The sequence below is a fragment of the Aquimarina spongiae genome (assembly GCF_900141785.1).
Lineage (GTDB): Bacteria > Bacteroidota > Bacteroidia > Flavobacteriales > Flavobacteriaceae > Aquimarina > Aquimarina spongiae.
Genome location: NZ_FQYP01000006.1, coordinates 63,233 through 87,381 on the forward strand (window position 1 = coordinate 63,233; position 24,149 = coordinate 87,381).

The following is a 24,149-nucleotide window of genomic DNA, read 5'->3' on the forward strand; positions in this document are numbered from 1 at the left end:
TTTAAAAGATATAAAAGGTATACAAATAATAGATTAACGATCCTGATCTAGAAAGATTAAGTATTGAACTATGACTGAAGGGAATTTTGTAGATTACGTAAAACTACACGTTACTTCCGGAAACGGAGGTAAGGGATCTGTGCATTTGCATCGCGAAAAGTATATCCAAAAAGGTGGACCCGATGGTGGAGATGGGGGTAGAGGAGGACATATTGTCTTACGTGCAAATTCTAATATGTGGACTTTGTATCACCTCAAATTCAAAAGACACTTCAGAGCTGGACATGGTGGACACGGTAGTAAAAATAGAAGTACCGGAGCCGATGGGGAAGATATCTTTATAGATGTCCCGTTGGGAACGGTAATCCGAGATACAGAAACCCAAAATGTAATCACCGAAATTACAGAAGATGGTCAAGAGTACATCGTGGCCGAAGGAGGAATGGGAGGTAGAGGAAACTGGCATTTTAAAAGTGCTACCAATCAAACTCCTAGATATGCTCAACCAGGTATAGAAGGGCAGCAGCACGATATTACTCTGGAGTTAAAAGTATTGGCAGATGTGGGATTAGTTGGTTTTCCGAATGCAGGTAAATCAACACTTTTATCTGTGATTACGGCAGCAAAACCTAAGATTGCAGATTATGAGTTTACCACACTAAAGCCTAATCTGGGGATTGTTGAATACAGAGATTTTCAAACTTTTGTGATGGCAGATATTCCTGGAATTATCGAAGGAGCTGCCGAAGGAAAAGGTATTGGGCATCGTTTTCTACGTCATATAGAACGCAATTCTACCTTATTATTTTTGATACCCGCAGATGCTCCAGATATCAAAGAGCAATATGAAATCTTACTGGATGAGTTACGTAGATACAATCCAGAACTTTTGGATAAAGAACGACTTATTGCCATATCCAAATCTGATATGCTGGATGACGAGCTACAAGAAGAGCTAAAAGCAGAACTTGATGAGCAACTGAAGGTTTCTTATTTGTTTATTTCTTCAGTTGCTCAAAAAGGATTGCAAGAGTTAAAGGATCAACTCTGGAAGATGCTAAATGCTTAAATAGTATTATCTTTTTACAATGTGTTTAGGATTGAGAAGCTTCGGGTGTCATTAATGTAGCTCTTCCTATTCGATTCCATGTATTTATTGCACAAATGGCCATAATGATATCTGCAACTTTGGTAGCATCAAAATGATCCATTGCTATTTGGTAAAGCTCGTCACTCAACCCCTGTTGTGAAATCATCGTAATTTGCTCGGTCATTTGTAGGATGATTTTTTCATCTTCAGTAAAAAATGGAGATTCTTCCCAGACGGGTAAGGCATGTATACGATATTGTTTTTCTCCGTTATCAATAGCATCTTTGATATGCATTTGTAGGCAATAAGCGCAGCCATTGATTTGAGATGCTCTTATTTCGATAAGCAAAAATTCTGCTGGAGATAATGTGCTATTTTTTAAGTAATGATGAAGATCAAATAAAGGCTGATATGCCTTTGACGTAATCTGATTGATATTAATTCTTTCTGTTTTCATGTCGTTATATTTTTTAAAATACACTACAAAATTCGAAAGGTAATACCAGCTAAAAATTAATCTAGTTCAAGAAATACATCACTTTTTTTTACGTGCTCTTATTTTACTTAAAAATTCTGGGGTAAAACCAAGGTATGAAGCTAACATGTATTGAGGGACACGTTGCACGAATTTTGGATTATGCTCACAAAAAGAATGATATAATTCTTCTCCCGAAAGGCTGTACATAAATTTTATTCGTCTTTGATCGGCTATACGAACTTTTTCATGGATCATTCTGAAGTATTGATTAATTATGATAGATTCCTGTAACAAAAGATCTAATTTTTGTTTGCTGATTTTGAGTACGATTGAGTCTTCTGCTGCTTGTATATGAAGTTCGGAAGGGCGATTATGGACCAAACTATCAAAATCTGTGATCCACCAATCTTCGATACCAAAATTGATTACTTTTTCTGCTCCACTAGTATGTATAAAATAAGATCGGAAACACCCTTGGACAATGAAGTATAGATGTAAACAATACTGTCCCTCCTTGATTAGATATTGTTTATGGGAAATCACTTCGGTTTCAACAGCATCCAACAGCAACTGAAGCTCTTTTTCCGAAGGTTTTACAAATTTGAGAACATGGTCGCGCAGCGAAGTTAACATGAAAGAAATGGTATCTGATTTACTCTTTAAAAATAAGGTTTTTCTGACAATCAAAAAACACCCTGAGGATCATCCAACAGGGTGTTTTTTTACTATTACAAAATAATGGGTGTGTCGCTAATAAGTTTCCAGGATCCTTTTTCGGTTTTGATTAGATCCATAAGAGAAACAAAAGTGGCTTTTTTACCTTTAAGTACCACTTTGGCAGTAGCTACGTTTTCATTAACAATTATGTTTTTGAAGCTAACCTCGCGTTGGTCTCCTCCCCATTCTTTACTTTTTATCTTTTGAAGATAAACAGACCGGGGGACGATGGCCACTTCAGAACTTCCAAAAAGCCTATTCATCACTACCCGATAATTTGAGTCAAGGTGTTGTTCTAATGTCTGGACGTCATTTTGATCTCCTGCCTTGGCAAAAGCAAGTACGGTGTCTTTAATTTCTTTTTCTTCTGTGGATTGAGCCTGTACAGGTGCGTTTGCAAACAACACAATCAATCCAATTAAAATGGTGTTTTTCATTGTATACGAATTTTTAGGTTAATATTTAATCATGCTAAATCAATTGTTGATATATCAATTTTAAAATCAAAAAAAACTAACTCATGTTTTTCTGTATTTTTAATAAAATCGTTCTCAAGGATTCAATTTCTTCAGAACTAAGTCCTTCAATACTTTTTCTTCTGTGCGCTTTGATCATTTCCATATTATTTTTTACGAAAGTGTTTCCTTGGATCGTAAGTTCGATATGGTATTGTCTTCGATTATTAGGTATAGGTTTTCTTTGAATAAGTTGTTTCTTCTCTAGAATATCCAGGGTTCTTGTGATCGACGCTGGATCTCTTAGGGATTTATCCGCAAGTTCTCTTTGCGAGATAGGTTGTGTTTCTTCTATTATTTTTAGTAAAATCCACTGTTCAATAGTAATTCCCAGCTTTTTTTGATCAAACTCTCGCTGGGAGTATTGTTTCGAAATTTTACTGGTCTTATCAATTTGAAACAAAATTACATTTTCAATGTCTTGGTTCTTCATAACGCATGGAATGAATCAAATATATAAAAATTATTGATATATCAATGGTTTATTCTTGGATTTAACTTTATAATATTGATCTAGTTCTTAAGAATCAAGAATTTGTTATCCATTACATTACCCGTAAGAATCATATCCTGAAAAGGAGTGGCTACCGAAGATCCTGACATCAAATCGCCTTTATCTACAAATATACTTTCTGCAGTATAATCTCCTTTTTTGCGATAGGTTACTTTGATGATTTCTGAAGGAGCTGCGGTTTTATTTCCTTTGGCATATGCTTTAAATCTTAGCAGGTTTGGGTGTCCTGCGGTCCATATGTTGCCCTTGGGATCAATTTCTATATTATCTACTCCAGTACCACAGGGGATATCTTCAGTAAAAGTTAAGGTTCCGTCTGGATTTCTAGAATATACTTTAATTTCAAAACCTCTGGGAGAGGCCACATACAAAAGGTTTTTGCTTGGATCAAAGTTAATCCCGTTTGCATAAGCGATTCCATCGGCTACCTCAATAAAATCAGTTCCATCAAAATAAACCACGTTAGAAACCGAGAGCCCCAAGTATTCTTCAAAAAACTTTCCCATTCCTTTGGTATACCCATGATCATTTGTAAAATAGAATCGATTTTGATCAATAAGTACCACATCATTAGGGCTAATCATAGATGGATGTGAATAGGTTTTTTCAAAAATCAAGCTATCACCGATTAATCTGAATTTTTCTATAGAATGTCCATTTTTGGTATGATTTACTGAAAGAACAGTATATGCTCCATCTTTTTTGAACATAGAAATCCCATGTGGAGCAAAAGGTTTAGAAAAGGATTTGCTGAGATGAATAGTGGTAAACGAATTGTTCTGTAAATCTAATTTATAGAGTCCGCCAGATTCTTCTTCAGTAGGGGGGTAGATATTTCTTTTTGTAGAAGAAACAAGTGCAAAATTATCAGTATGGCTTATGGTAATATCTTCTGCACCTTGCAAGGGGATTTGTTTTAGTACTGAACCCTCAAAATGATTCTCCACAGTTCTAAAAAATCCTGTGGATTGTAGTGTGTAAAAAACATAGCCTAGAAATACTATCAATACAAGAAGGGCAATTTTAACAAATCTACGTCGCATAACATCTTATAATTTTAAACTATTAAGATTACTCTATTTTTCCATCATGAAACCCGGCTCTTTTCCAACTTCCGTCTTGATGTACCCAAAAATTAGTAACCCGATATTGATTTTGTTGTGTAGTATCCCCTTTTGAAGTGGAAACGGTAATTTTTGCAGTAAGAATGGCTGTATGATCATGGAATTTGATATCTGTTTCTTCCATTTGATATGTATTTACTTTGATATCGCCATTTTCAATTTGAACACTTCGTTTGGTTAAGTACCCAATCCAATCATCTTTACTAATAGGCTTTGCGTTTCCATTGGTATGATGATAATCATCTGTAATCATAGATGCTAACTTCTTAACATTACCTTCTTTAAAAGCCTGATTAAACTCGTTTACGGCTGCTAAGAGCTCTTTTTCCTGATTTACAGGGTGGGGTGTAGTGTTCGTGCAGCTGATCATCAAATTGGAGAGTACGATCAAAAAACACAAAGTAAACATCTTCATGTGATAAAAGGTTTGTAAGGTTGTGTATCGTATGAATTCTTTAAATATACCAAATATATCTCATCAGGAATTGGTTTTAACAAAGACTTCGCATTCTGGAAATTTTTCAAATAAGAACGCATTCTAATCCAACTCAAACGGATACTCATTTGTTAACAAGCTTTAACTTTTCTTGAAATATATTTAACAGGTAAAATCATACTACAATCCTCAGAAAACAGTTTTGTAGTAGAGCACATTTTTTGACGAAACTAAATTTAAAGCATGAATTTTAACAAACCCCTTTTCGCACTTTTAGCATCTAGTTTTTTATTTTTTACATCCTGTTCTGAGTCCAAAAAAACGGATACCAAGGATAAAAATGACAAATTGATCGCTCAGGCGAATATTGTTACTGAAGAAAAAATACCCAACCTTTCAGAATTAGTATCAGGAGATATTGGTTTCGAAAAATTTAATACCCTTATTGCAGATACCGAATTCAAAGAATTGCTAGCGCAAAAAGGGCCTTACACTGTATTTGTTCCTTTAAACGGAGCCATCGAAAAATTGCACCCTAAATTAATAGAAAGTCTCAAAAAACCGGAAAGTAAGACTAAACTTACTCAAATCATGAATTGCCATATCATTCCGGGGCTTATTAATAGAGATGATATTGTAAAAGCGATCAAAGAAAATGGAGGTAGTGTTACGCTAAAAACCTTGGGAGGTGTACGCTTGCTAGCTTCGATGAAAAGAGATAAAATCTACCTTATCGATAAAGCGGGAAATGCTGGAAGGTTAATGGTAAATGACCTAGAAGCTACCAATGGTATTGTTCATACCATAGAGTCGGTAATGATGCCCAAATAATGACTGTTCACTGATATAGTTTTTGATACTTAGAGAAAAGGAAATCCATAGCGGGTTTCCTTTTTTTTTATGAATTAATTTTGGATATAAAACGGATTGAATTGAGTGTGAATATAAATTGTTAATTTTATCCCTTTTTAGAAGAATACCTTGGGAATGAAACTACTACTAGTTGTAAAAAAGATTGCTCGATCCATATTTGGTTTTTGGTGGCATATAGATTGGAAATCGAAAATAATAGATCTACTGATTGTTATTATTGGTATTACATTGGCTTTTCGGTTAAATAGTTGGAGTGAATCCAAAAAACAAAATGGTTTGCTGAAAGATTATATCACAAGTTTTGATATTGAAAACCAATCTAATATTGAAAGCCTGAAGAATACACTGTCCTATTGCGAGGTGCAGCTTTCTAAAATCGATACCCTAAAGAACATTATGCGCGTTGGTAACTATGGTGATGTACGACTACGCACACTGTCTCCTAGTTTACTAAATACAATCAGTTATAGTTCTTCTACAATTACTTTAGAAAATATTAAAGAGTCGGGTGACTTTGAATTGATAAAAGATTACAAGCTTCGTAAAAAAATAATTACAGTCTACGAATATTTGAATGAAGTAAAAGAAAAGGAAAAGGTACTTAACGATTATGTAAGAACGATCACGAGACCGTATTTTTTTGAAAAGATCAGATATCGCGATTTCTACCCAGTAGATGATAAAGGGTTGATTCAGGATCACCGCTATGAGAATATGATTATTGGTTACGGAATCCTGATTCAGCGACAAATACAGGCTTATCAAACTACAATGTCAAAATTAGAAGATCTAGATAAAGGGCTTGATCTTTCGTTAGCAGATTAAAGCTTAGTTTTGATGAATGTCAATTAGCCGAAAATCATAAGGTGTCCAGAGACAGGCTTTGGCTTCGCTTTGTTTCAAACCAGAATTTACCCAGGTGTTACAGGTGTTAAAACAGTTGTAATTTCCTGTGGCTTCATAAAAATCATCATTTTTATAATACCCTATACCCGGTAACAATATTTTTTGATGATTTTCATCTAATCGAAAAGCATTAAGTATGTACTTGTTCATTCGGTCCAGTTGCTGAGATGTCATTTTGATGGCAGCCCAGTCCTGGTGCATTGCATTGTATCTGGTTACATGTAGTAGGGTGGAAGTGTTTACAAACAATGCTCTAAACCCGTTGATAAAAGTAAGATCTGCCCAGGTAGGAGTTTCTACATAAAATGTTTTATCTCCCCATCCAAAAGAAAAGAACAAATCCTCATCGGTATAGGTTAGTCCTTCTAATATGGCAGGAGCTATTTCGGATCGGGGAATAATAATTTCCAGATGCACTCCATTAGAACTTAGATATACCGTGTGATCTTTTGTTGCAGACGTGTCTTCCGAATTCACAGTGATGTAGGTTGAGATCAGGGAAACGATGGAATACACTAATGGTATTACTAATACAAAACATAGATATTTTGCTATCTTTTTTATCAATGCCATAAAACGAATTACAGCTATTTAGATTTAAATCGCAAGCAAAAAATAAAATAAACCTGCCGTAAAAGTAATACAGCAGGTGTTGTGAACAGTTTGAAAAATCCTTGTTTTGGTGTTGTTTATGCTTTACTGAAGCTGTTGTTTTGTGAAATCGTAAAGCATCTAATTTTAGTTCTTAGCATAAATGATTTCTCTTAGCACTTGCCAGCGTTTCGATTCCCATACTAAATCAATACTCAAAATAATCTCTTTTTCAATCCCGGTAAGATTAACTCTTCTTGTTAGTATAACCAGGCCTTTGTTTTCTGTTTGTTCAATGTGATGAAATTCAGCCCAGTCGTTTAATGGTTCTTCTTTGTTTTTTAATTTTGTTTGAAATAAGGTTTTAAAAGATTCTTTGTTAGAAATGACTTTTTGACTAGTTTTATCAATCATTATAACCTTAAGATTTTCATGATAAATTAATTCTAGTTGTTTTAAATCAAAAGTTGTTCCCGCTTTGATTAAGTTTTCCACGGTTTCTTTCAAACCTTGATCTGTTTTATTTTCCATGATTAATAATTGTTTGTTTATAATTTCCAAAGACTTTTCTGTCATATGCCCATGATGTGATAATAAATACTATGCTCAATAGTGCTGGCATGTACTCGTGATCCCTTACCATCAAGTGCGCTGTTAAAGCAAGTAATGCATCGAAGAGAAAACCACTATAAGCAAGTTCTTTTAAAAAAGTTGACTTTTTTGTTAGTATAGTTAAGACTCCTAATACTTTTAGGATTGCTAATGGGTATATAAGCCAGGTAGGGAAACCTAGATTAATAAAAAAACCACTAGCTCTTTCATAATTAAATAAATACATGCTTGCCGAGAGTATAAACAACAGACTCATAAGTATTGTTGCGGTCCAATAGATCATTTTATTTTTTTTCATAATTCACTTTGTTTTAGTACTGTTTTATTTTTAAGATGGTTTAGTAGAGTAATTGGTTCTAAGCGCTTCATATAATCCTCTTCAAAATGAATGAATACGATTTCCATTTTTTTATTAATTACATAAACAGCGGGAACAGGTAATTCGAAATTAGTATTGCCATGAATTTGAGCGAAGTCCATTCCAAAATTTTCGTATTCCTGTTTTGAAGCTTTATCTAATCGGAACATTATTCCTATCTCTTTCATCAGTTTTGCATTGACATCTGTTAAAAGTGGAATGGTTAAAGTATTTTTATTTGCCGTTTGTAGTGTTCTGTCTGGAATTTCGGCACTTATCCCTATAATACTGGCTTTTGCCGAATCGAAATCTTTTTTTAGTCTTTCGTATTCACGAAGTTCTAGATTGCAATACGGACACCATCCACCACGATAAAAGTTGAGTACAAGAAATTCTTTTTGTAGAAATTCACTTAAGAGAACACTTTCTTTTTTTATAGTTGTAAGTGGTAAATTTGGAACTATATCACCTATCTGGAACGCTCTGTTTTTGAGTTGATCTTTTCTGATCTTGTCTATACTGGTTTTAAAAACCTGAATTATTGAACGAGGCATGCGATCCATTGTCGCATCTCGCATTACTTTTAGTTGTTTTTCTAATTTCATTTATATCAAATTTTGTTTGATACAAATTTCAGATGTATTAACTGTTTTGTAATTACCGATCTAGGTATATTGATAGTCAATGTCGAACCGAAAAGAAATCACCTAAGTTTTTGTTGAAATTGAGAAGGAGTGATGCCAGTAAACTTTTTAAAGAACCTTATAAAATTAGAAGGCTCTTTAAAACCCATTTTAAAAGCGATTTGTTGAGAGGTATATTTCTTTTCAGAGATGTTTCTTTTGATTTCAAGTAATAACCAACTATCCAAGAATGCTTTTGCAGTTTTATGCCCAATTTCTTTGCAGATCTCATTGAGATATTTGTAAGAAACAGATAACTTTTTTGCATAGTCTTTGGCATTATGTGTTTCAGTATAATGTTCTGTTATAAGTTGTTTGAATCGAATAAAATCTTTGAATCTTTTACTTTCAAAAGTTTTATGTTGATAAATCGAAAGACGTTTAATTTGAAATAGCAACGTCATAAAAGCGGCATTAACGACTTCTGATTTTAGGTTAATATTGGGGTCTAAATGTACATCTTCGAGCAATTGTAAAAATGGCCTAATCGTTATTAAATTTTCCTGACCAATCTGTATGCATGGTGTATGGTAAATATGAAGAAAGTGAAACAAGTTTTTATCACTGGTATTTTGCGTTATAAAGCTTTCTTCAAAAGAAATGATAACTCCATTTATGTTTAGTTCTTTACTAAATGAATGAACTTGATTTTTTGTTAATGGTAAAATTACACCAGGAGAAAGAATTTCTTCTTTAAAGTCGACTACATGAGTGCTTTCTCCTTCAAAAACAATAATAAGTGCATGAAAAGCAATACGATGAGATCTGGATAAATCAAATTTAGCTGCAGAACAGCGTTGGTATAATTCTTCAATTGAAATAAACTCAAATGGTATAGGTTGTTTTACAAACCTTGAGAATACAATATTTTCAATTTGGTTTTGCAAGAATTAATGATGTTTCTTCCGATTTCTAATATTACTTTATGTGTACTCTTATACCTTCAGAGTGGCTTGTAAATTCTGGAGCATACATACTCTGTATGGTGGTGATTCCATTCGAGAAGTCACCGCTATTATTTACTCTCAAATCATATTCAAACACATGCACTCCTTTTGGTAAATAATCAAAGAAGAAATTGGTGGCGGCATCTCTTGTACTTTGATAGTAGCCTAAACCATCCTGCCATTTGTACTGTGAGATCACATTTATGGGTTCAAAACCTGCGGCTCTCATATCTTTCATGTGTACAAATTCCATGGCGCGGTCGGATCGTAATTCGATGCGTACCCGAACAAGATCTCCTAATTGTAATTGGGAAGCATCTGTGATCTCAGTAATTTCTTCTCCCGTATCCGTATTCTTTTTTACAAATAGTTTTTTCTTCAGCGATAGTGGGGTTTCTGCAACTGTGATTTTATCCAGATCTTCAAAATATTGCCAGTACAGGGCTCCCCAAGCAATTCCTTTTCCTTTTTTGGTAATTTGCGCCGTAGCCATGTTTGGTTGTATTTCGGATCCATTCCAAGAGGTTTTAAAGTATCCGGTTCCTGCTTCTACGCTTACATCTTCGATAGTGGCAGGATCAATTTTTTGATCACCTAGTACAATGTCTACCATATCGGTAACCGATATCCAATCACTTCCTTGCAATAGCAATGCATATACTGCATCAGCTGTCGCCTTTGTGGTTTGCCACCTGTTAGTTTGTTTGTTTTTGAGTAACCAAACCTTAAGATTGTCTACGATTTCTGTACGTTTTGGCTCTTTTTCTACTTCAGAAAATACCTCAATCATTAAAGACTGTGTTTCTATAGGTGCCTGATACCAATACCAACTTGCTACATTTGATTTCCAGTACATACCCAACTCTTCGTTGTTGATACTTCTCTCGTCAAGTGATCGAATGATCTTTGTTGCAGTAGAATTATCATTGTTTCTATGCAAAACCAGTGCTGACATTCCTTGAGCGTACAGATTTTGTTTCAACCAATATTTTTTGGATTGCCCCATATAGTATTCCCAGGCTTCATTGGTGTTATTTGGTCTTTTGATATCCGGAAAGAAACTCCTCATATACAGATAGTGGATTTGCGTATAACTAAGGTGATTTTTATTGATATCAATTTTATTTTTCTTGCAATATCTTTTCAGTTCTTTGTATTCTTTTACAAAAGCATTGTCAAGGTATCGAATAGCGTTTTGAAGCATATTTTTAGTACTGCTATCATATTCGGCTACGTTAAGCTTAGCGAGATGTCCAAATCCAGTTATAATATGTTGCGTGATATATCGATTTTCTCTTCCGCCTTCGAACCAAGGGAAAGCACCAGAACCGTACTGCATTTTCTTCAGTTTATTTAATGCAGATTGCAACTCATTATTCATTTTATTAAGATCAAAAAGCAAGGCTATTCGTTTCTTTTGCTCCGTTTCACTTTGTGCATCTCTTAACCATGGGGTTTCCTGAATGATCAGTGATTTTAATTCCTGATTCTTTTCCAGATTACTCAATAAAGCATCGGTAGATTTCCATTGATTAAAAACCTCTTGTATTCTTGGTGTAGAATTCGCGATATGGCTAGCTAATGCATTGGCGTAATATCTAGAAAAGGTTTGTTCTGAACACTCATAAGGATATTCCATCAAATAAGGTAGGGCTTGCACCGCATACCATGCCGGGTTTGATGTCATCTCTAGCGTTAGTTTATGATTCTTAAGTGTATTCGAGCGATTGTCTTTAAGCTTGTCTAAAGTAAATGTCTTGCTTTGATTAGAACGTATCCACATTGGCATCGTCTCAGTAACCAGCATTCTATTGCTTAATACCGGTAACATACTTTGTTCTCCATCAGAAAACTCACCCGCCTTGGCTACAATTTTATACAGAACAGTTTGTACATCATCAGGCACTTGCAATTTCCAGGAAACATTAGTATTTCCTTTTGTGGTTACTTCAAAATTCTGACGCGCATTGGTGTTACTTAATTTGTCATCTATCTTAGCATTAGTCAAGGCATCAAACAGTTGCAATTCTACAATTCCATTCAGATCTTGATCAGAGAGATTAGAAATTTTACTGCTCAAGATTATAGTATCTCCTTCTCGTAAAAATCTTGGAGGATTAGGAAGTACCATTAATTCTTTTTGAGTAACAGTTTCTAGCATTTGTGTGCCCGCGTTCATTTCTTTGGTGTGAGCCAAAAGTTGTAATTTCCATTGTGTCAATGCTTCTGGAGCGGTAAAAGTAAAACTGATATTCCCCTCAGAATCGGTAGTAAGCTGTGGTAAAAAGAAAGCCGTTTCCTGTAGATTTTTCCTGATTTTCACCCCTTCAGGTGAAGTTTCTTTTTGATCTGCACTTCCCTTTTCTTCCTGATCCGCTTCGCCAGCCGCCTCTTCTTTACGTTTATCTTCGTTTCCTTCAACAACAACTTCGCTTAATTCCGCTTCATCTGCTACTTCGGCACTTTTCGCAGCAAGTGGAGCGGCAGTCATTTCCAGAGCACCAGACATTCTTTTGCTTCTACGGAGACCAGAATACCCTTGTCCAAAGTATAACCCAAACCATTCTAGCTGATCATAAGATCGGTACCCATAATAGGATCCGTAACTAGGATCGTTATAAAGCCGAAATGTATTGGCTCCAAAACTATGCGTTGATCGGCGCTCATATTGGGTATAGTAGAGAGGTCTTGCCACAGGAGTGAAATACCATTGATGCGGTTTGAACTGATCCAACGACATGTCATACATACTAGCCAATAGTTCAGCGCTTACCTTATCGCCTTTTGGTCCTTTGATGGTAAAGCTCCAGGTTTCTGACTGTCCCGGTTGCAATTTGTCTCTAAATGTTTTGGTCTCTATGCTTAACTCAGTGGATTCATAAGGTACTGCGACAGGAAGTATCCCATGTTGGTAACTATTATAGTTTACAAAACTGTAATTCACAGAAAACCCACCAAGATCATCTTTGGTTACAGGTATTTTTATGACTTTGCTGTTCTTTGAAAGTCGGATAAGTTGTGTTTCTACAATTTTGTAGTTTTTTTCAATATCTATAGTTACCGTGATATCTTCAGAAGCCGAACTTAATTTCACCAAGGCAACATCACCATTCTTATACGTAGATTTATCGGTTGTTATTTCAAATAGTTGATTATCGCTTATCACCTTATCTGATTGTTGGTAGAGCGTTGTGTATCTGATATCTTTTACTGCCTGGCCAAAAGGGTCTTTACTTTCTAGTTCAACAACATATTTACCAGATTTCCATTTTTTGATATTTCCTAGCGTAATTTGTTGATTGCCCAAAGAGTTACTTTTGGTAGTGTTTGTATTAAAATTGGTATTCAAAACCAAAGTTCCTTTTTTCCACTTTCTAAAATCGTGTTCATCTTTAAAAGCGTCGTGGGGGAACAGTTTTTCAAAAGCTTCTTTTTCAAACCCAGGGTAGTCGGGTGCTGCCCAAGGGCGTTTACGCAAAGGGAGAGTAGGAGCTTCTAACTTATAGATTTTGATTGTGCCACTGGCAGCTACCGCTTCTCCATTAAGATTTGCTGTCGTAACACTAATCGTTTGATCTTTTTCTTCTTTGTTAATGACTCCGTTTATCGTTAAACCAGCAGTTATTGAATGATATCCAACATTAACTATAGTGGTTGTACTTCTAGTTTCACCATTGATATCAATAACATCAGCAGTAACTTCATAGTTAAAAATGGGTTGATTTTCTTTTAGAACTGATGGATCTGGTAAAGCCTTAAAATCGATGAAGTATTCTCCATTTTGATTGGTGGTAGTTTCGCCATTTACAATTTCTTGAGAATCCGAATTGTAGCTAGGAAACCAGTAACACCAACGTGGGTATTGTACTTTTCGGTGTACTCGATATACCACCTTTGCATCGGTTATATTACTACCGGCATACGCTTTTGCGGTTCCGGTAAGTTTTACGGTATCATTTACCGTATAGGTTTCTACCACAGGATTGAAAGTGGTTTCAAATTTTGGTCGTTTATATTCTTCTACCGAAAAAGAAATACTTTGATAATCGTCTGTTTGTATAGTATATAAACCTGTTAACCCCGAAGAAGGTAAAATAAATTCTCCGGCAAAAGATCCATATTCGTTGGTGGTAAATTGCAAGGTTTCTAGTTCCTGACCATTCACATCTCTTAGGCGGGCAAAGGCAGAAGTGTTAGGAACCACTTTGAAGTCTTCTTTGCGTTTAGAAGACATTCTGATTCCTTTAAAATATACAGTTTGCCCTGGTCGGTAGATACTTCGATCGGTAAACAGAAATGTAGAATAACGGGTGCTATCATCATTTTGATTAGGCTCGTAGTTTCTGTTTAAGTAATATCCTTCAAAAATAGCTTTATCCTTCTCGTGGGTAACCGTAATCGTCACATCATAATAATATTCATTTAGCTTTAAAGAAGCTTGCCCATTAGCATCTGTATAGATGGTTTTATCCAAACTTTGTCGATACCCTTGGTTAGAAGATTTTAAATGTATTTTGGCATTAGAGACCGGTGCTCCGTTATGACGATTTAGCACTTGAAAAATAGATGCAGAAGGAGCAGTGTGCTCAATCAAAGATAAATCTGTGATTTGCATATGTCCATAAGAAAACATGGTCTCTTTGGATAACTCAGATTCTTGAGTAGCCAATATGAGGTAAAAACCAGCATCTAGTTCTGGGAGCAATATTTCTGTATCATGTTTTTGGTAGTCGTTTTCATTCCGTATTTCAGCATCCCAGGTGGTACTAACTCTCAATCCGTTCAAGAACTTGATCTGTTTCTCTAATTCATAGATTCTTTCAAGTGTTTCCAGTTGTTTAGGAGTTATTTTTAGGGCTTTAAAGTATAGTTTGTTTAGGTTCTTGTATGACACCAATAAGCGTCCTGGGGTTTGTATAGGGACAAACTTTTCAGTTTTGATGTCAAGTTGCTGGTCAAGAATTTCATCTTGTAGGGCTTCACAATTATCCGCACCCCTTGATTCTGGAAACTTTTCGATGGTGTTTTTACAAATTTCTAAAGCTTCTTTTAGTCGCCATCTATGCGTTTCATTTTGTCCTGGAATATAAGAGGAACCTTGTTCTTTATATAGTAATGCAATTTCAAAATCGTATAATGCAGATACCTGGTGTTGGCTGTGTTTTTCTTTTTCGAGTTGTAATGTTTTTAGTAAAACTTCTTGCTTCTCAGGAAACACTGCATTTTCATAAATAAATTTTAAGCGCTCGATGTTTACCTCGGTAAGCGCAACGGGAGTAGTGTCTCTTTTATGAAATTGGATGAGGTCTTGATATAATTTCAAGGCATTTCCTTGTAGTGACAAGGTGTCTTTGGATTCAATTCGCAAAGTAGAGAATGTATTATGATCACTTAAAAAACTTGGGTTATCTAAGCGAAATGCATAAGAAGGTTTGGTGATGCTAGTTTCTGAAGTTTTATAAAACTGAAGCGCATTGTGCATTAAGAAGTCATAAAGCGTGGGGCGATACTTTTTTGAATCATAATAAGTGTTCAGAATCTCATCGAATTTTTTGAGATCGGTTTGCTGTGCTAGCACGCCGTTCTGGATCGACTTCTGAAAATGGGTATGTATTTCCTCAAACAAAGTGTTCAGATCCCAACTTCTAAAATCTTCCTCATCTACCTTTTGTGCAGTTTTTGTACGATTATAAAATTTCCATCTATTTTGTTGAAAATATTGCCAGTACAAATTGGCAAGAATACTTTCTAATATATTTTTCTTGGGAAATGCACTTTCGTTGATTTCGGTCTTAAAATCATTAATTATCGTAAGTTGTGCATTTTCTTCTAGAGTCAATAAGTGCTTTGATTTATACAGCAACGCTTTAATAACCTGGGGGTCATTGTTTTCTTTTTTGGCCTTGGTATATATAGTCTTTACCACTTCTATGGCAGATTTGGGCAATCCTTTTTGTTCAAAAGCGATTACTTTTTTCCAATCCTCCTGATAGTTATGTTGACCGTTCATAAAAAATAGGTTTGTTAGACAGAATATGGTAAGAATAAAATACTTTTTCATCATACTGATTTATAGGTTGTCAAATAAACTCAAACAATAGGTATACCATTTTTTGAAGTAAGTGTTTTATGCTTATTAAAAACAATATAAAGCTACATATTTGAAATGAGTCTTTACAATAATTTTATCGTTTAAAATACATTTTAAGTATACGATGATGCTAAAAAAAGTAGAATTACTAACGTAAAAAACCGTGAATGAGTAAAACTACGGTTTGATTGAGTGTGTCTGTATTTTTGAATAGGATCTTTTCCTTATGCCATATTGGTTTGTATATTTACCGTTAGAATTAAAGAATAGCTATGCGTGTACATTTTATAGCAATAGGGGGAAGTGCCATGCACAATCTTGCCATTGCCTTACGTCAAAAAGGATATCAGGTTACAGGAAGCGATGATACCATTTTTGAACCCTCAAAATCGAGATTAGATCGATATGATTTATTACCAGATGCTTTTGGTTGGTTTCCAGAAAAAATAACTTCTGATCTTGATGCTATTATTTTGGGGATGCATGCAAAAAAAGATAACCCAGAATTGCTAAAAGCTCAAGAATTAGGAGTTACTATATATTCTTATCCCGAATTTCTTTATGAGCAATCCAAAAATAAAACGCGTGTAGTTATTGGAGGATCTCATGGTAAAACCACCATTACATCGATGATTCTGCACGTATTGCACTATCATGATAAAGATGTAGACTATATGGTAGGGGCGCAATTAGAAGGTTTTGATACCATGGTACGTCTTACCGAAGAGAACGATTTTATGATCCTTGAAGGAGATGAGTATCTGTCGTCTCCTATCGATCGCAGACCAAAATTTCATCTGTATCAACCCAATATTGCATTGGTAAGCGGTATTGCCTGGGATCATATCAATGTATTTCCTACTTACGAAAACTATGTAGACCAGTTCAGGATTTTTATGAACTCTATTGTTAATGGGGGTGCTCTAGTGTATAATGAAGAAGATGCTGAGGTGAAACAGTTGGCAGAAGCAATCGAAATTCCGATCCGAAAGTTTCCTTATACTACACCAGTCTATAACATCGAAGATGGAAGTACCCTTCTTGATACTCCAGAAGGAGAGATGCCGATTGAGGTATTTGGAGCACATAATCTAAGTAATCTGGCTGGAGCGAAATGGGTATGTCAACATATGGGAGTCGATGAAGATGATTTTTATGAAGCTATTGCTTCGTTCAAAGGGGCATCAAAACGATTGGAGAAAATAGCCGAAAATTCCACCTCGGTGGCATATAAAGATTTTGCACATAGCCCGTCTAAAGTGAGTGCCACCACAAAAGCTGTCAAAGAGCAATATGCAAACAAGACGGTTATCGCTTGTTTGGAATTACATACTTATAGTAGTCTCAATGCGGAGTTTTTGAAAGAATACGAAGGGGCTCTTAATTCTGCAGACAAAGCGGTGGTATTTTATTCTCCCCATGCTGTAAAAATTAAGCAACTAGAAGAGGTTTCTGCAGATCAGATTGAAAGCGCTTTCAAACGCGATGATTTGATCATTTATACCAATCCTGACGAATTCCAAACTTTTTTAAGACAGCAGGATTTTACGGATACCGTACTACTTTTGATGAGTAGCGGTAACTACGGAGGGTTAGATTTTGATGAGGTAAAGAGCTGGTTTTAATATCTAATGAGACGAAAAGTGTAGCTCATACATTTGGTTTACAAAATCGGCAACCTGTTTTTGATTGTTTTGTATTAATTCTTTTTTGGCGTTCTCTATATCATTAGACGTTTTATCCTGACTGATTTTGAACTTCCCTTCCCAAGAGTCAATCGTTATTTCGAAACAATGTATGTAGGGCACTAATCGATCCATTCTTGGGTCATCGATATCCAGAATGAACTTTTGATTGGACCCCTCTAGAAACTCAGTCATTCGTACAATGGATTGTTTGATCTCATCAGGATTTACAAGAGTTTTAGCTTTGCCGTGGGCATGTGCGATAATGTAATTCCAGGTAGGAAGCTGCTTTGTTGTATAAATTGAAGGTGAGATGTAGGTGTTTGGTCCCTGAAAAATAGCGGTAACAAAATGATTTTCTTTCAATAAATTAACATGTGGGTTGTTGCGATCGATATGTCCTACAAGTTTATCATTGTGAAATATCAAAGGTGCATGTGTTATGAAAGGAACTGATCCGTCTGAAGAAACTAAAGTAGCAAAAGGATAAGCTTTGGCTACACTTTTGATCGTTTCTGTATTGTAATCTTGGTGGTGTTTTGGTGGATACACGAATTATGCGTTAAATTGTTTAAGGTGATGATCCAAATGTTTGTATTGCATTTTTCCCCATTGATCTCGGGTGAATTTACCAAACATCGGGTGTGGATCCCATTGCTGTTTGTCTCTTTGGTTCGAAAACTCTTTTGTGAGTTCCAGTAATTGTTGTTTTTCAGACTCAAACTCTTTTTGATCTTCGACCTTTAATTTGGAATGGGTGGGTAGATTTTTTTTCCAAGGTTTGTCATTATACATGGATTTTTTGAAGAATAGTTTGGCTAGAAAATTAGGCTTGAGTTCGGGATGCTCTTTTTGCAAAGCAATTTTCAAAGGAAATTGACAATGATGAAACATTTGTGAAGCGTTCATTTTTCCCCAGGCAGGAGAAGTGGTGTCAGAAATTTGATCTATGCGATTTTCTATTTCCTGTAAGGTTGATTCTTCAAAAAGCGATTTCATAATGAGGGTATTTTTGGATAGATGCATACCAAAAATAAAACATTATTTATATAAAAATAAAAAAGGCGAGTTTTATTAACTCGCCTTTCTAAATATATATGTTTGATTTTAACCTACTTTATCAAAGAATAAACTTAAGAAACCATCTAGATCATCTTCGCTAGCTATATCATTAGGAGTTCCCAAGTTGATCATTAATGGTTGATCCTTAATAGTTCCTCTTAAAAAGAACTGATATGTGTTTCCTGTTTTAAATTTGAAACCTTTTAATTCAGAACCAAAAGAAGTAAACTTTACTTCAGTCTTTGCAGCGCTACCTTCAGCGAAAGCACTAATAGTTGCGTCGAATACAGCAGATAACATATCATCTGTATAATAATCCCACTTAATAGAGGTACCATTACATGCCTGTAATTCATATTCTGAAACAGCTTCACATCCTCTTGGGACTTGTATGTTATTTCCTACTAAGTTTAGAAAGGAAACTTTATTGTCTTGACCGTAAAAATTAAGTGCAGTAAGGAATAAAACGATAGTAAAAATATTCTTCATAAATAGGTTAATTTGAAGGTTTTAAATTATTCATTTTTGGATTAAGGGTGCCCAAATATAGTAAAACTTTCATTTTCAAACAAATATATGCTATATAATATTAAAGGATTGTTAAATAGAATTGTGTTTTTTTGTGGATATTTAGGGGAATAATGTATTGTTTTTGAGGGAAATAGTTTGTAAATATATAGTAGGATATTTTTTTGTTTAACGATAAAAATTAACATATGATCGATAAAAATTCTTCTTTTTCTATTAAGAAATGGAGTGGAAATGATCGTCCAAGAGAGAAATTAATCGTCAAAGGTAAGAATGCGCTTACGGATGCCGAGTTGGTAGCCATACTTATTGGGTCTGGAAATAGGGACGAAAGCGCATTGGCTTTAAGTAAAAGAATTTTGGCAAGCGTTGAACATAAAATAAATAGATTAGGCAAATTATCGTTAAAGGATCTCATGCAGTTTAAAGGTATTGGTGAGGCTAAAGCAATTTCGATTATCGCAGGATTAGAGTTGGGGCGAAGAAGGGGAGATGGTATTGAAGTCCTACCTGTAATTACTAGTAGTCGGGATGCGTATGTTTTGTTCGATAGAGTTATGGGAGATCTTGAGCATGAAGAGTTTTGGGTGCTTTACCTAGATCATGGAAATAAGGTGATTCAACAAAAACAAATTAGTGTTGGAGGGAAGACAGTTACTGTAGTAGATCCTAGGGTAGTTTTTAGAAATGCCTTAGAGTATGGAGCAACAAACATCATTATTGGTCATAACCATCCGAGCGGAGGGTTAAAGCCTAGTACTGCGGATATTAATTTAACCCAAAAGCTAAAGCAAGCGGGGGTAAGTTTGGATATTAAGGTTATTGATCACTTGATTATAGGCGAAAAAAGCTATTTTAGCTTTGCCGATGATGCAATGTTGTAGGATTCGGTGCAGGATTCAATTTACTCGTAGTTCAGATTATGTTATTAATGCATACCCAAAAAGTCACTTCCAGAGTTTCTTACACTTTTAAGCAAATTTGTAAGAGAATTTTGGGGCTTGACATTGATTTAACTTCCAAGATTGAACTATTTATTGCACACGATGGTCCTAAATTTTCCTATGGGAAACAACCTTTGGGTAAAGAATTGTACTTTCAGAGTGTTGATTTACTTTTTGAACAGGGCTTGAATGATGTAGAGGTTCAGGTTTCGGATTGGGAAGGTGTAAAATGTTTTTTCGAGGTAAAACATGAAGATTCGGTGTTACCTTATGATATTTTTGCAGCTACTTTTTATCTACTCTCCCGGTACGAAGAATATATGCCGCATGTAAAAGATCAAATGGGACGTTTTCCTGCTACCGAAAGTATAGCTTTTCAAAATGATTTTTTAAAAGATCCAGTTGTCGACATTTGGGCACATCGATTTAAGAAGATTCTGTTAGAGAAATACCCTGATCTTATCTTTAAACAAAAAACTTTTTCGATCATGCCGATTGTGGCAGTAAGTCAAACCTTTGCTTACAAAAACAAAGGAGTTTTGCGATCGATTGGTGGGGGTATTCGCGATCTTTGGAGACTTAAATTAGATGAATTTGGGGATCGCATACGTGTACTTTTAGGGTTCATGAGGGATCCTTACGATATTTTTGATTTTATTATTGATTTGCAAAAAAGCAAACCCAATAAAGCTAAAGTTTTGTTTGGAATAGGAGACTTTTCTAACTACGAAAAAAACATTGGTTACAATAAACCTAAGCATCGCACGGTTATAAAACATATAGCCGACTACGTAGAAGTAGGACTTAAACCTTCTTATGAAGGGATAGAGAGTCTTCAAATCCTTAAAAAGGAAAAAATAAGAATAGAAGGAATTCTAAATCGAAGGTTAAAATATACCATCTGTTCTTTTTTTAAATTAAAATTACCTGAAGCTTACCGTAATTTTATTGAGCTTGAGGTAAAAGAGGATTTTTCTATGGGATATGCAAAGTATTCTGGGTTTAGGGCAGGTACTTGTACTCCGTTTATGTTTTACGATTTGGATTATGAGGTACAGACTCCTTTGGTAATTCACTCATTTTGCTTTTCGAATGTAGGACAAGATGTAGATTTGACTCCTGAAGATGAAATAAGAAAAGAAATGATGGACTTAATGGGTAGGGTAAAAGAGGTTAAAGGTGTTTTTATTACAGTATTCTCTAATACAGTACTTAGTGAGAATCATGAACATCAATCATTTTGGAAATCTATTTTTGAATTTATTTGGAATATAGAAAATGAATAATTCAATACAACACATTTTTTTTGATTTGGATCATACTCTTTGGGATTTTGATAAAAATTCATCTTTGGCTTTTGGGGAGATATTTAAAAAGTTTCAGATTGATTTAGAATTGGATCAATTTTTGAGGGTATATCGTCCAATAAACATGAAGTACTGGAAGCTATATCGAGAAGAAAAAGTAGGTAAAAAAGAATTGCGAAGAGCAAGACTCACAGAAACCTTTTCCGGTTTTGATATGCAGTTTGATATGAAGGTGATTGATCAAATGTCTGATGATTATATCGACTTTTTGCCACTTAATAATTACTTGATTGATGGTGCCAAGGAGTTATTAGAGTATCTACATCCCAAGTACGAAATGCATATCATTACCAACGGTTTTAAAGAAGTGCAACAAACAAAATTGGTAAAAGCGGGCATACATGACTATTTTAAAACAGTAACGAATAGTGAAGAAGTTGGAGTCAAGAAGCCGAATCCCGTTATTTTTGAGCATGCATTAAAAAAATCGGGGGCAAAAACAACTCATAGCGTAATGATTGGGGATAACTATGAAGCTGATATTCTGGGCGCCGAGGCCTTGGGTTTTAAGACGATTTGTTTTAATTATCACAATGAAACTTTACCATCAGCCAACATTCAGGTAACAGAATTAAAAAGTATCAAAAATCATCTTTAGAAATAAATATTTGTATTTTAGTTAATTATAAACATTGCCCCTACGATGAAAACAAAAAAAATAGTGAGATTGCTATGCCTATTTTGCATAGCATTAATGTCGATTTCTTGTGTTAAGGATTTGGATTTTGATCAGGTAGAAGATGTAGTATTAACCCCAATATTTGAGGTAGACTTTATATTCTCCCGATTTGAAACCGATGAATTTGTGGATCCCGGTATTGATCCATCCATAGTAATTCCAGAAGTAGTTGTTAGAGATACTTTGGATTATGATCTTTTAGCAACAGATTTCATTGTCGATAATCTGGAGCAAATAGAATTAACTTTCGAATTTAGAAATACCATCCAAAGAGCTTTTGAGTTTGATTTTGGTTTCTTGAATGATGCCGACCAAATTGTCGGTCCTGCGTTTAGTTTTACCGCAGCTGCTGGTAACGGACCGGGTACAGAGCCCGTGATAACCACAGAAGTTATTGTTTTGGATAGTGCTACCATAGACGTTCTGGGAGGCGCAAGAAGATTGATATCTTCGATACGTGTACAGAATGTAAACAGTGGGTTGGAAGGGGTGTTAGAGTTAAGATCTAAAGGTACTTATTTTATCAATTACGAGTTATGAGAGCAGTTTTAGTGTTATGTTTTATCTTTTGGGGCTCTCATATATATTCTCAAAATAAGGAGACTTTATATGATTTTAATGATTTGCCTCAATCTTTAATGCTTAATCCAGGAGCCAAGGTTGGGTTTAAAAAGCATATAGGTATTCCGTTTTTATCTCAAATCCACTTGAATGCGGGATTTAGAGGAGCTTCTTTATTTGATGTTTTTGGTGATGATGGCAGAGATATCAATGAGAAAATCGAAACCACTCTTAATACCCTTACGAGCAATGATTATGTAACGCTTACACAGCAGTTAGAAATTGCCAATTTTGGGTGGGAGAGCAAACGAAATGAGGATGTTTATTTTTCTGCTGGGATTTATCAAGAATTAGATGTAATTGGTTTTTTTCCTAAAGATTTTGCTGTACTGGCTTATCAGGGAAATAGGGATTTTATTAACGTTCCTTTCCGATTTTCTACGATAAATGCTTCTGGTGAGTTGCTTATGGTATATCATTTTGGGTATAATAAAAGAGTGAATAAGAAATTTACTTTTGGAGCAAGAGCTAAATTGTATTCGAGTATAATTCATGCGCGATCCGCGAGAAATACAGGGACTTTTACAACAGTAGAAACGCCGCAAGGAAGAAATATATATCAGCATATTGTTAGTAATGCTGATGTAGAGTTGAGAACATCTGGATATGCTTCTCTACGAGATCTCGAGGAAGAAACGGGTTCTGATCAAGTAAAAAATGCAGTTAATAAATTAATTGGAAGAGCACTTTTAGGAGGTAATCTTGGAGTTGGAGTTGATGTTGGATTTACACACAATATTAATGATCAACTAAGTGTTACGGGAAGTGTAAATGATCTTGGTGTAGTCTTTTATACTAACGATGTGGAGACCTACCGGGCAAGAGGGAATTATATATTTGAAGGATTTGAGACACCAATTCAATTTTCAGGAGAAGAGTCTCAGAATTTTATTGATGAATTAGAAGAGGCTATTCCCTTGGATACCTTAAGTAATACTTACGTCAATATGCGACCGATGAAATTAAATGGCTCTATTCGATATTCATTTAATCAATATGATGACGGAAGATGTTATTATTGTATAGAGGGAGAAGATCCTCCTTACCTAGATGCTGTAGGTTTTCAGGTATTTACTCAGTTCAGGCCAAATAGGCCTCAATACGCGGCATCTTTGTTTTACTATAAAAGACTATTTCATTTTTTAAGAACCAAAGTAACTTATACTGTAGATGATTTTTCACCATATAACCTAGGTTTTTTGGTTTCGACGCATATTAATAAATTTAATTTTTATCTTTCAGCAAATAATGTATTCGAGTACACCAATCTGGCAAAAGCGAGGGGTGCCTCGGTTCAATTGGGGTTTAATATTATAATGTAAAAAGAT

Annotated in this window: 24 protein-coding genes; 9 read left to right on the plus strand and 15 right to left on the minus strand. The window is 35.0% G+C overall.

Annotated elements, in window-relative coordinates; translation table 11 throughout:
- The first annotated feature begins 70 nt into the window (after positions 1-70).
- Positions 71-1,069, plus strand: a complete 999-nt coding sequence (gene obgE / locus BUE24_RS13975; RefSeq protein WP_073316772.1) for a GTPase ObgE — start codon at positions 71-73, stop codon at positions 1,067-1,069.
- 25 nt (positions 1,070-1,094) lie between these two features.
- On the opposite strand, the gene BUE24_RS13980 is transcribed toward obgE, so the two are convergent.
- The 6 genes from BUE24_RS13980 to BUE24_RS14005 all read right to left on the minus strand — a co-directional run bounded on the left by BUE24_RS13980 (position 1,095) and on the right by BUE24_RS14005 (position 4,853).
- Positions 1,095-1,547 (minus strand): carboxymuconolactone decarboxylase family protein, encoded by a 453-nt coding sequence (locus tag BUE24_RS13980; RefSeq protein WP_073316774.1) that lies wholly within the window; start codon positions 1,545-1,547, stop codon positions 1,095-1,097.
- Positions 1,548-1,625: 78 nt separating this feature from the next.
- Positions 1,626-2,201: a Crp/Fnr family transcriptional regulator gene (locus tag BUE24_RS13985; protein ID WP_073316776.1), complete on the minus strand. Its 576-nt coding sequence runs from the start codon at positions 2,199-2,201 to the stop codon at positions 1,626-1,628.
- Positions 2,202-2,296: 95 nt separating this feature from the next.
- Positions 2,297-2,722 (minus strand): nuclear transport factor 2 family protein, encoded by a 426-nt coding sequence (locus BUE24_RS13990; RefSeq protein WP_073316778.1) that lies wholly within the window; start codon positions 2,720-2,722, stop codon positions 2,297-2,299.
- 76 nt (positions 2,723-2,798) lie between these two features.
- On the minus strand, positions 2,799-3,233 hold the full coding sequence (locus BUE24_RS13995) for a MarR family winged helix-turn-helix transcriptional regulator (RefSeq protein WP_073316780.1): 435 nt from the start codon (positions 3,231-3,233) through the stop codon (positions 2,799-2,801).
- 80 nt (positions 3,234-3,313) lie between these two features.
- A complete protein-coding gene (locus BUE24_RS14000) occupies positions 3,314-4,357 on the minus strand; it encodes an SMP-30/gluconolactonase/LRE family protein (RefSeq protein ID WP_073316782.1) in 1,044 nt (347 codons plus the stop codon).
- A gap of 28 nt (positions 4,358-4,385) precedes the next feature.
- Positions 4,386-4,853, minus strand: a complete 468-nt coding sequence (locus tag BUE24_RS14005; RefSeq protein WP_073316784.1) for a nuclear transport factor 2 family protein — start codon at positions 4,851-4,853, stop codon at positions 4,386-4,388.
- 264 nt (positions 4,854-5,117) lie between these two features.
- Between BUE24_RS14005 and BUE24_RS14010 the strand changes: the two genes are divergently transcribed.
- Entirely contained in the window at positions 5,118-5,705 is a 588-nt protein-coding gene (locus BUE24_RS14010) for a fasciclin domain-containing protein (protein WP_073316786.1), read from the plus strand.
- Between the two features lie 156 nt (positions 5,706-5,861).
- Entirely contained in the window at positions 5,862-6,572 is a 711-nt protein-coding gene (locus BUE24_RS14015) for a hypothetical protein (protein ID WP_073316788.1), read from the plus strand.
- Positions 6,573-6,575: 3 nt separating this feature from the next.
- Here the strand turns inward: BUE24_RS14015 and BUE24_RS14020 are convergent, their stop codons facing one another.
- The 6 genes from BUE24_RS14020 to BUE24_RS14045 form a co-directional block, all read right to left on the minus strand.
- Positions 6,576-7,130 (minus strand): DUF2459 domain-containing protein, encoded by a 555-nt coding sequence (locus BUE24_RS14020; protein WP_170864605.1) that lies wholly within the window; start codon positions 7,128-7,130, stop codon positions 6,576-6,578.
- 261 nt (positions 7,131-7,391) lie between these two features.
- Positions 7,392-7,775: a hypothetical protein gene (locus tag BUE24_RS14025; RefSeq protein ID WP_073316792.1), complete on the minus strand. Its 384-nt coding sequence runs from the start codon at positions 7,773-7,775 to the stop codon at positions 7,392-7,394.
- On the minus strand, positions 7,765-8,154 hold the full coding sequence (locus tag BUE24_RS14030) for a DoxX family protein (protein ID WP_073316794.1): 390 nt from the start codon (positions 8,152-8,154) through the stop codon (positions 7,765-7,767). Before BUE24_RS14030 ends, BUE24_RS14025 begins: the two co-directional genes overlap by 11 nt.
- Positions 8,151-8,819 (minus strand): peroxiredoxin-like family protein, encoded by a 669-nt coding sequence (locus BUE24_RS14035; RefSeq protein WP_073316796.1) that lies wholly within the window; start codon positions 8,817-8,819, stop codon positions 8,151-8,153. The genes BUE24_RS14030 and BUE24_RS14035 overlap by 4 nt, the downstream gene beginning before the upstream one ends.
- A 98-nt stretch (positions 8,820-8,917) precedes the next feature.
- Positions 8,918-9,784, minus strand: coding sequence for a helix-turn-helix domain-containing protein (locus BUE24_RS14040; RefSeq protein ID WP_073316798.1), 867 nt, complete (start codon positions 9,782-9,784; stop codon positions 8,918-8,920).
- Positions 9,785-9,815: 31 nt separating this feature from the next.
- A complete protein-coding gene (locus BUE24_RS14045; RefSeq protein WP_244548155.1) occupies positions 9,816-15,854 on the minus strand; it encodes an alpha-2-macroglobulin family protein in 6,039 nt (2,012 codons plus the stop codon).
- 353 nt (positions 15,855-16,207) lie between these two features.
- Here BUE24_RS14045 and BUE24_RS14050 point away from each other — a divergent pair, with 353 nt between their 5' ends.
- On the plus strand, positions 16,208-17,560 hold the full coding sequence (locus BUE24_RS14050; RefSeq protein WP_073316801.1) for a UDP-N-acetylmuramate--L-alanine ligase: 1,353 nt from the start codon (positions 16,208-16,210) through the stop codon (positions 17,558-17,560).
- 3 nt (positions 17,561-17,563) lie between these two features.
- On the opposite strand, the gene BUE24_RS14055 is transcribed toward BUE24_RS14050, so the two are convergent.
- From BUE24_RS14055 to BUE24_RS14065, 3 genes are all read right to left on the minus strand, one after another.
- Positions 17,564-18,172: an FMN-binding negative transcriptional regulator gene (locus BUE24_RS14055; RefSeq protein WP_073316803.1), complete on the minus strand. Its 609-nt coding sequence runs from the start codon at positions 18,170-18,172 to the stop codon at positions 17,564-17,566.
- A 3-nt stretch (positions 18,173-18,175) separates the two neighbouring features.
- Positions 18,176-18,619 carry a DUF1569 domain-containing protein gene (locus tag BUE24_RS14060; protein ID WP_073316806.1) on the minus strand — a complete coding sequence of 148 codons (444 nt, stop codon included), beginning with the start codon at positions 18,617-18,619 and terminating at the stop codon, positions 18,176-18,178.
- A gap of 108 nt (positions 18,620-18,727) precedes the next feature.
- On the minus strand, positions 18,728-19,171 hold the full coding sequence (locus tag BUE24_RS14065; protein ID WP_073316808.1) for a hypothetical protein: 444 nt from the start codon (positions 19,169-19,171) through the stop codon (positions 18,728-18,730).
- Positions 19,172-19,398: 227 nt separating this feature from the next.
- On the opposite strand from BUE24_RS14065, the gene radC reads away from it, so the two are divergent.
- From radC to BUE24_RS14090, 5 genes are read left to right on the plus strand one after another with little or no spacing between them, the layout of a single operon-like run.
- Positions 19,399-20,094 carry a RadC family protein gene (radC, locus tag BUE24_RS14070; protein ID WP_073316810.1) on the plus strand — a complete coding sequence of 232 codons (696 nt, stop codon included), beginning with the start codon at positions 19,399-19,401 and terminating at the stop codon, positions 20,092-20,094.
- Between the two features lie 47 nt (positions 20,095-20,141).
- Positions 20,142-21,440, plus strand: coding sequence for a polysaccharide deacetylase family protein (locus BUE24_RS14075; protein WP_244548156.1), 1,299 nt, complete (start codon positions 20,142-20,144; stop codon positions 21,438-21,440).
- Positions 21,433-22,119 (plus strand): YjjG family noncanonical pyrimidine nucleotidase, encoded by a 687-nt coding sequence (locus BUE24_RS14080; protein WP_073316814.1) that lies wholly within the window; start codon positions 21,433-21,435, stop codon positions 22,117-22,119. The genes BUE24_RS14075 and BUE24_RS14080 overlap by 8 nt, the downstream gene beginning before the upstream one ends.
- Positions 22,120-22,164: 45 nt before the next feature.
- The gene (locus BUE24_RS14085; RefSeq protein WP_073316815.1) at positions 22,165-22,740 is read left to right on the plus strand and encodes a hypothetical protein; all 576 of its coding nucleotides are present in this window, start codon (positions 22,165-22,167) and stop codon (positions 22,738-22,740) included.
- Positions 22,737-24,143: a DUF5723 family protein gene (locus tag BUE24_RS14090; RefSeq protein ID WP_073316817.1), complete on the plus strand. Its 1,407-nt coding sequence runs from the start codon at positions 22,737-22,739 to the stop codon at positions 24,141-24,143. Before BUE24_RS14085 ends, BUE24_RS14090 begins: the two co-directional genes overlap by 4 nt.
- The last annotated feature ends 6 nt before the right edge of the window (positions 24,144-24,149 follow it).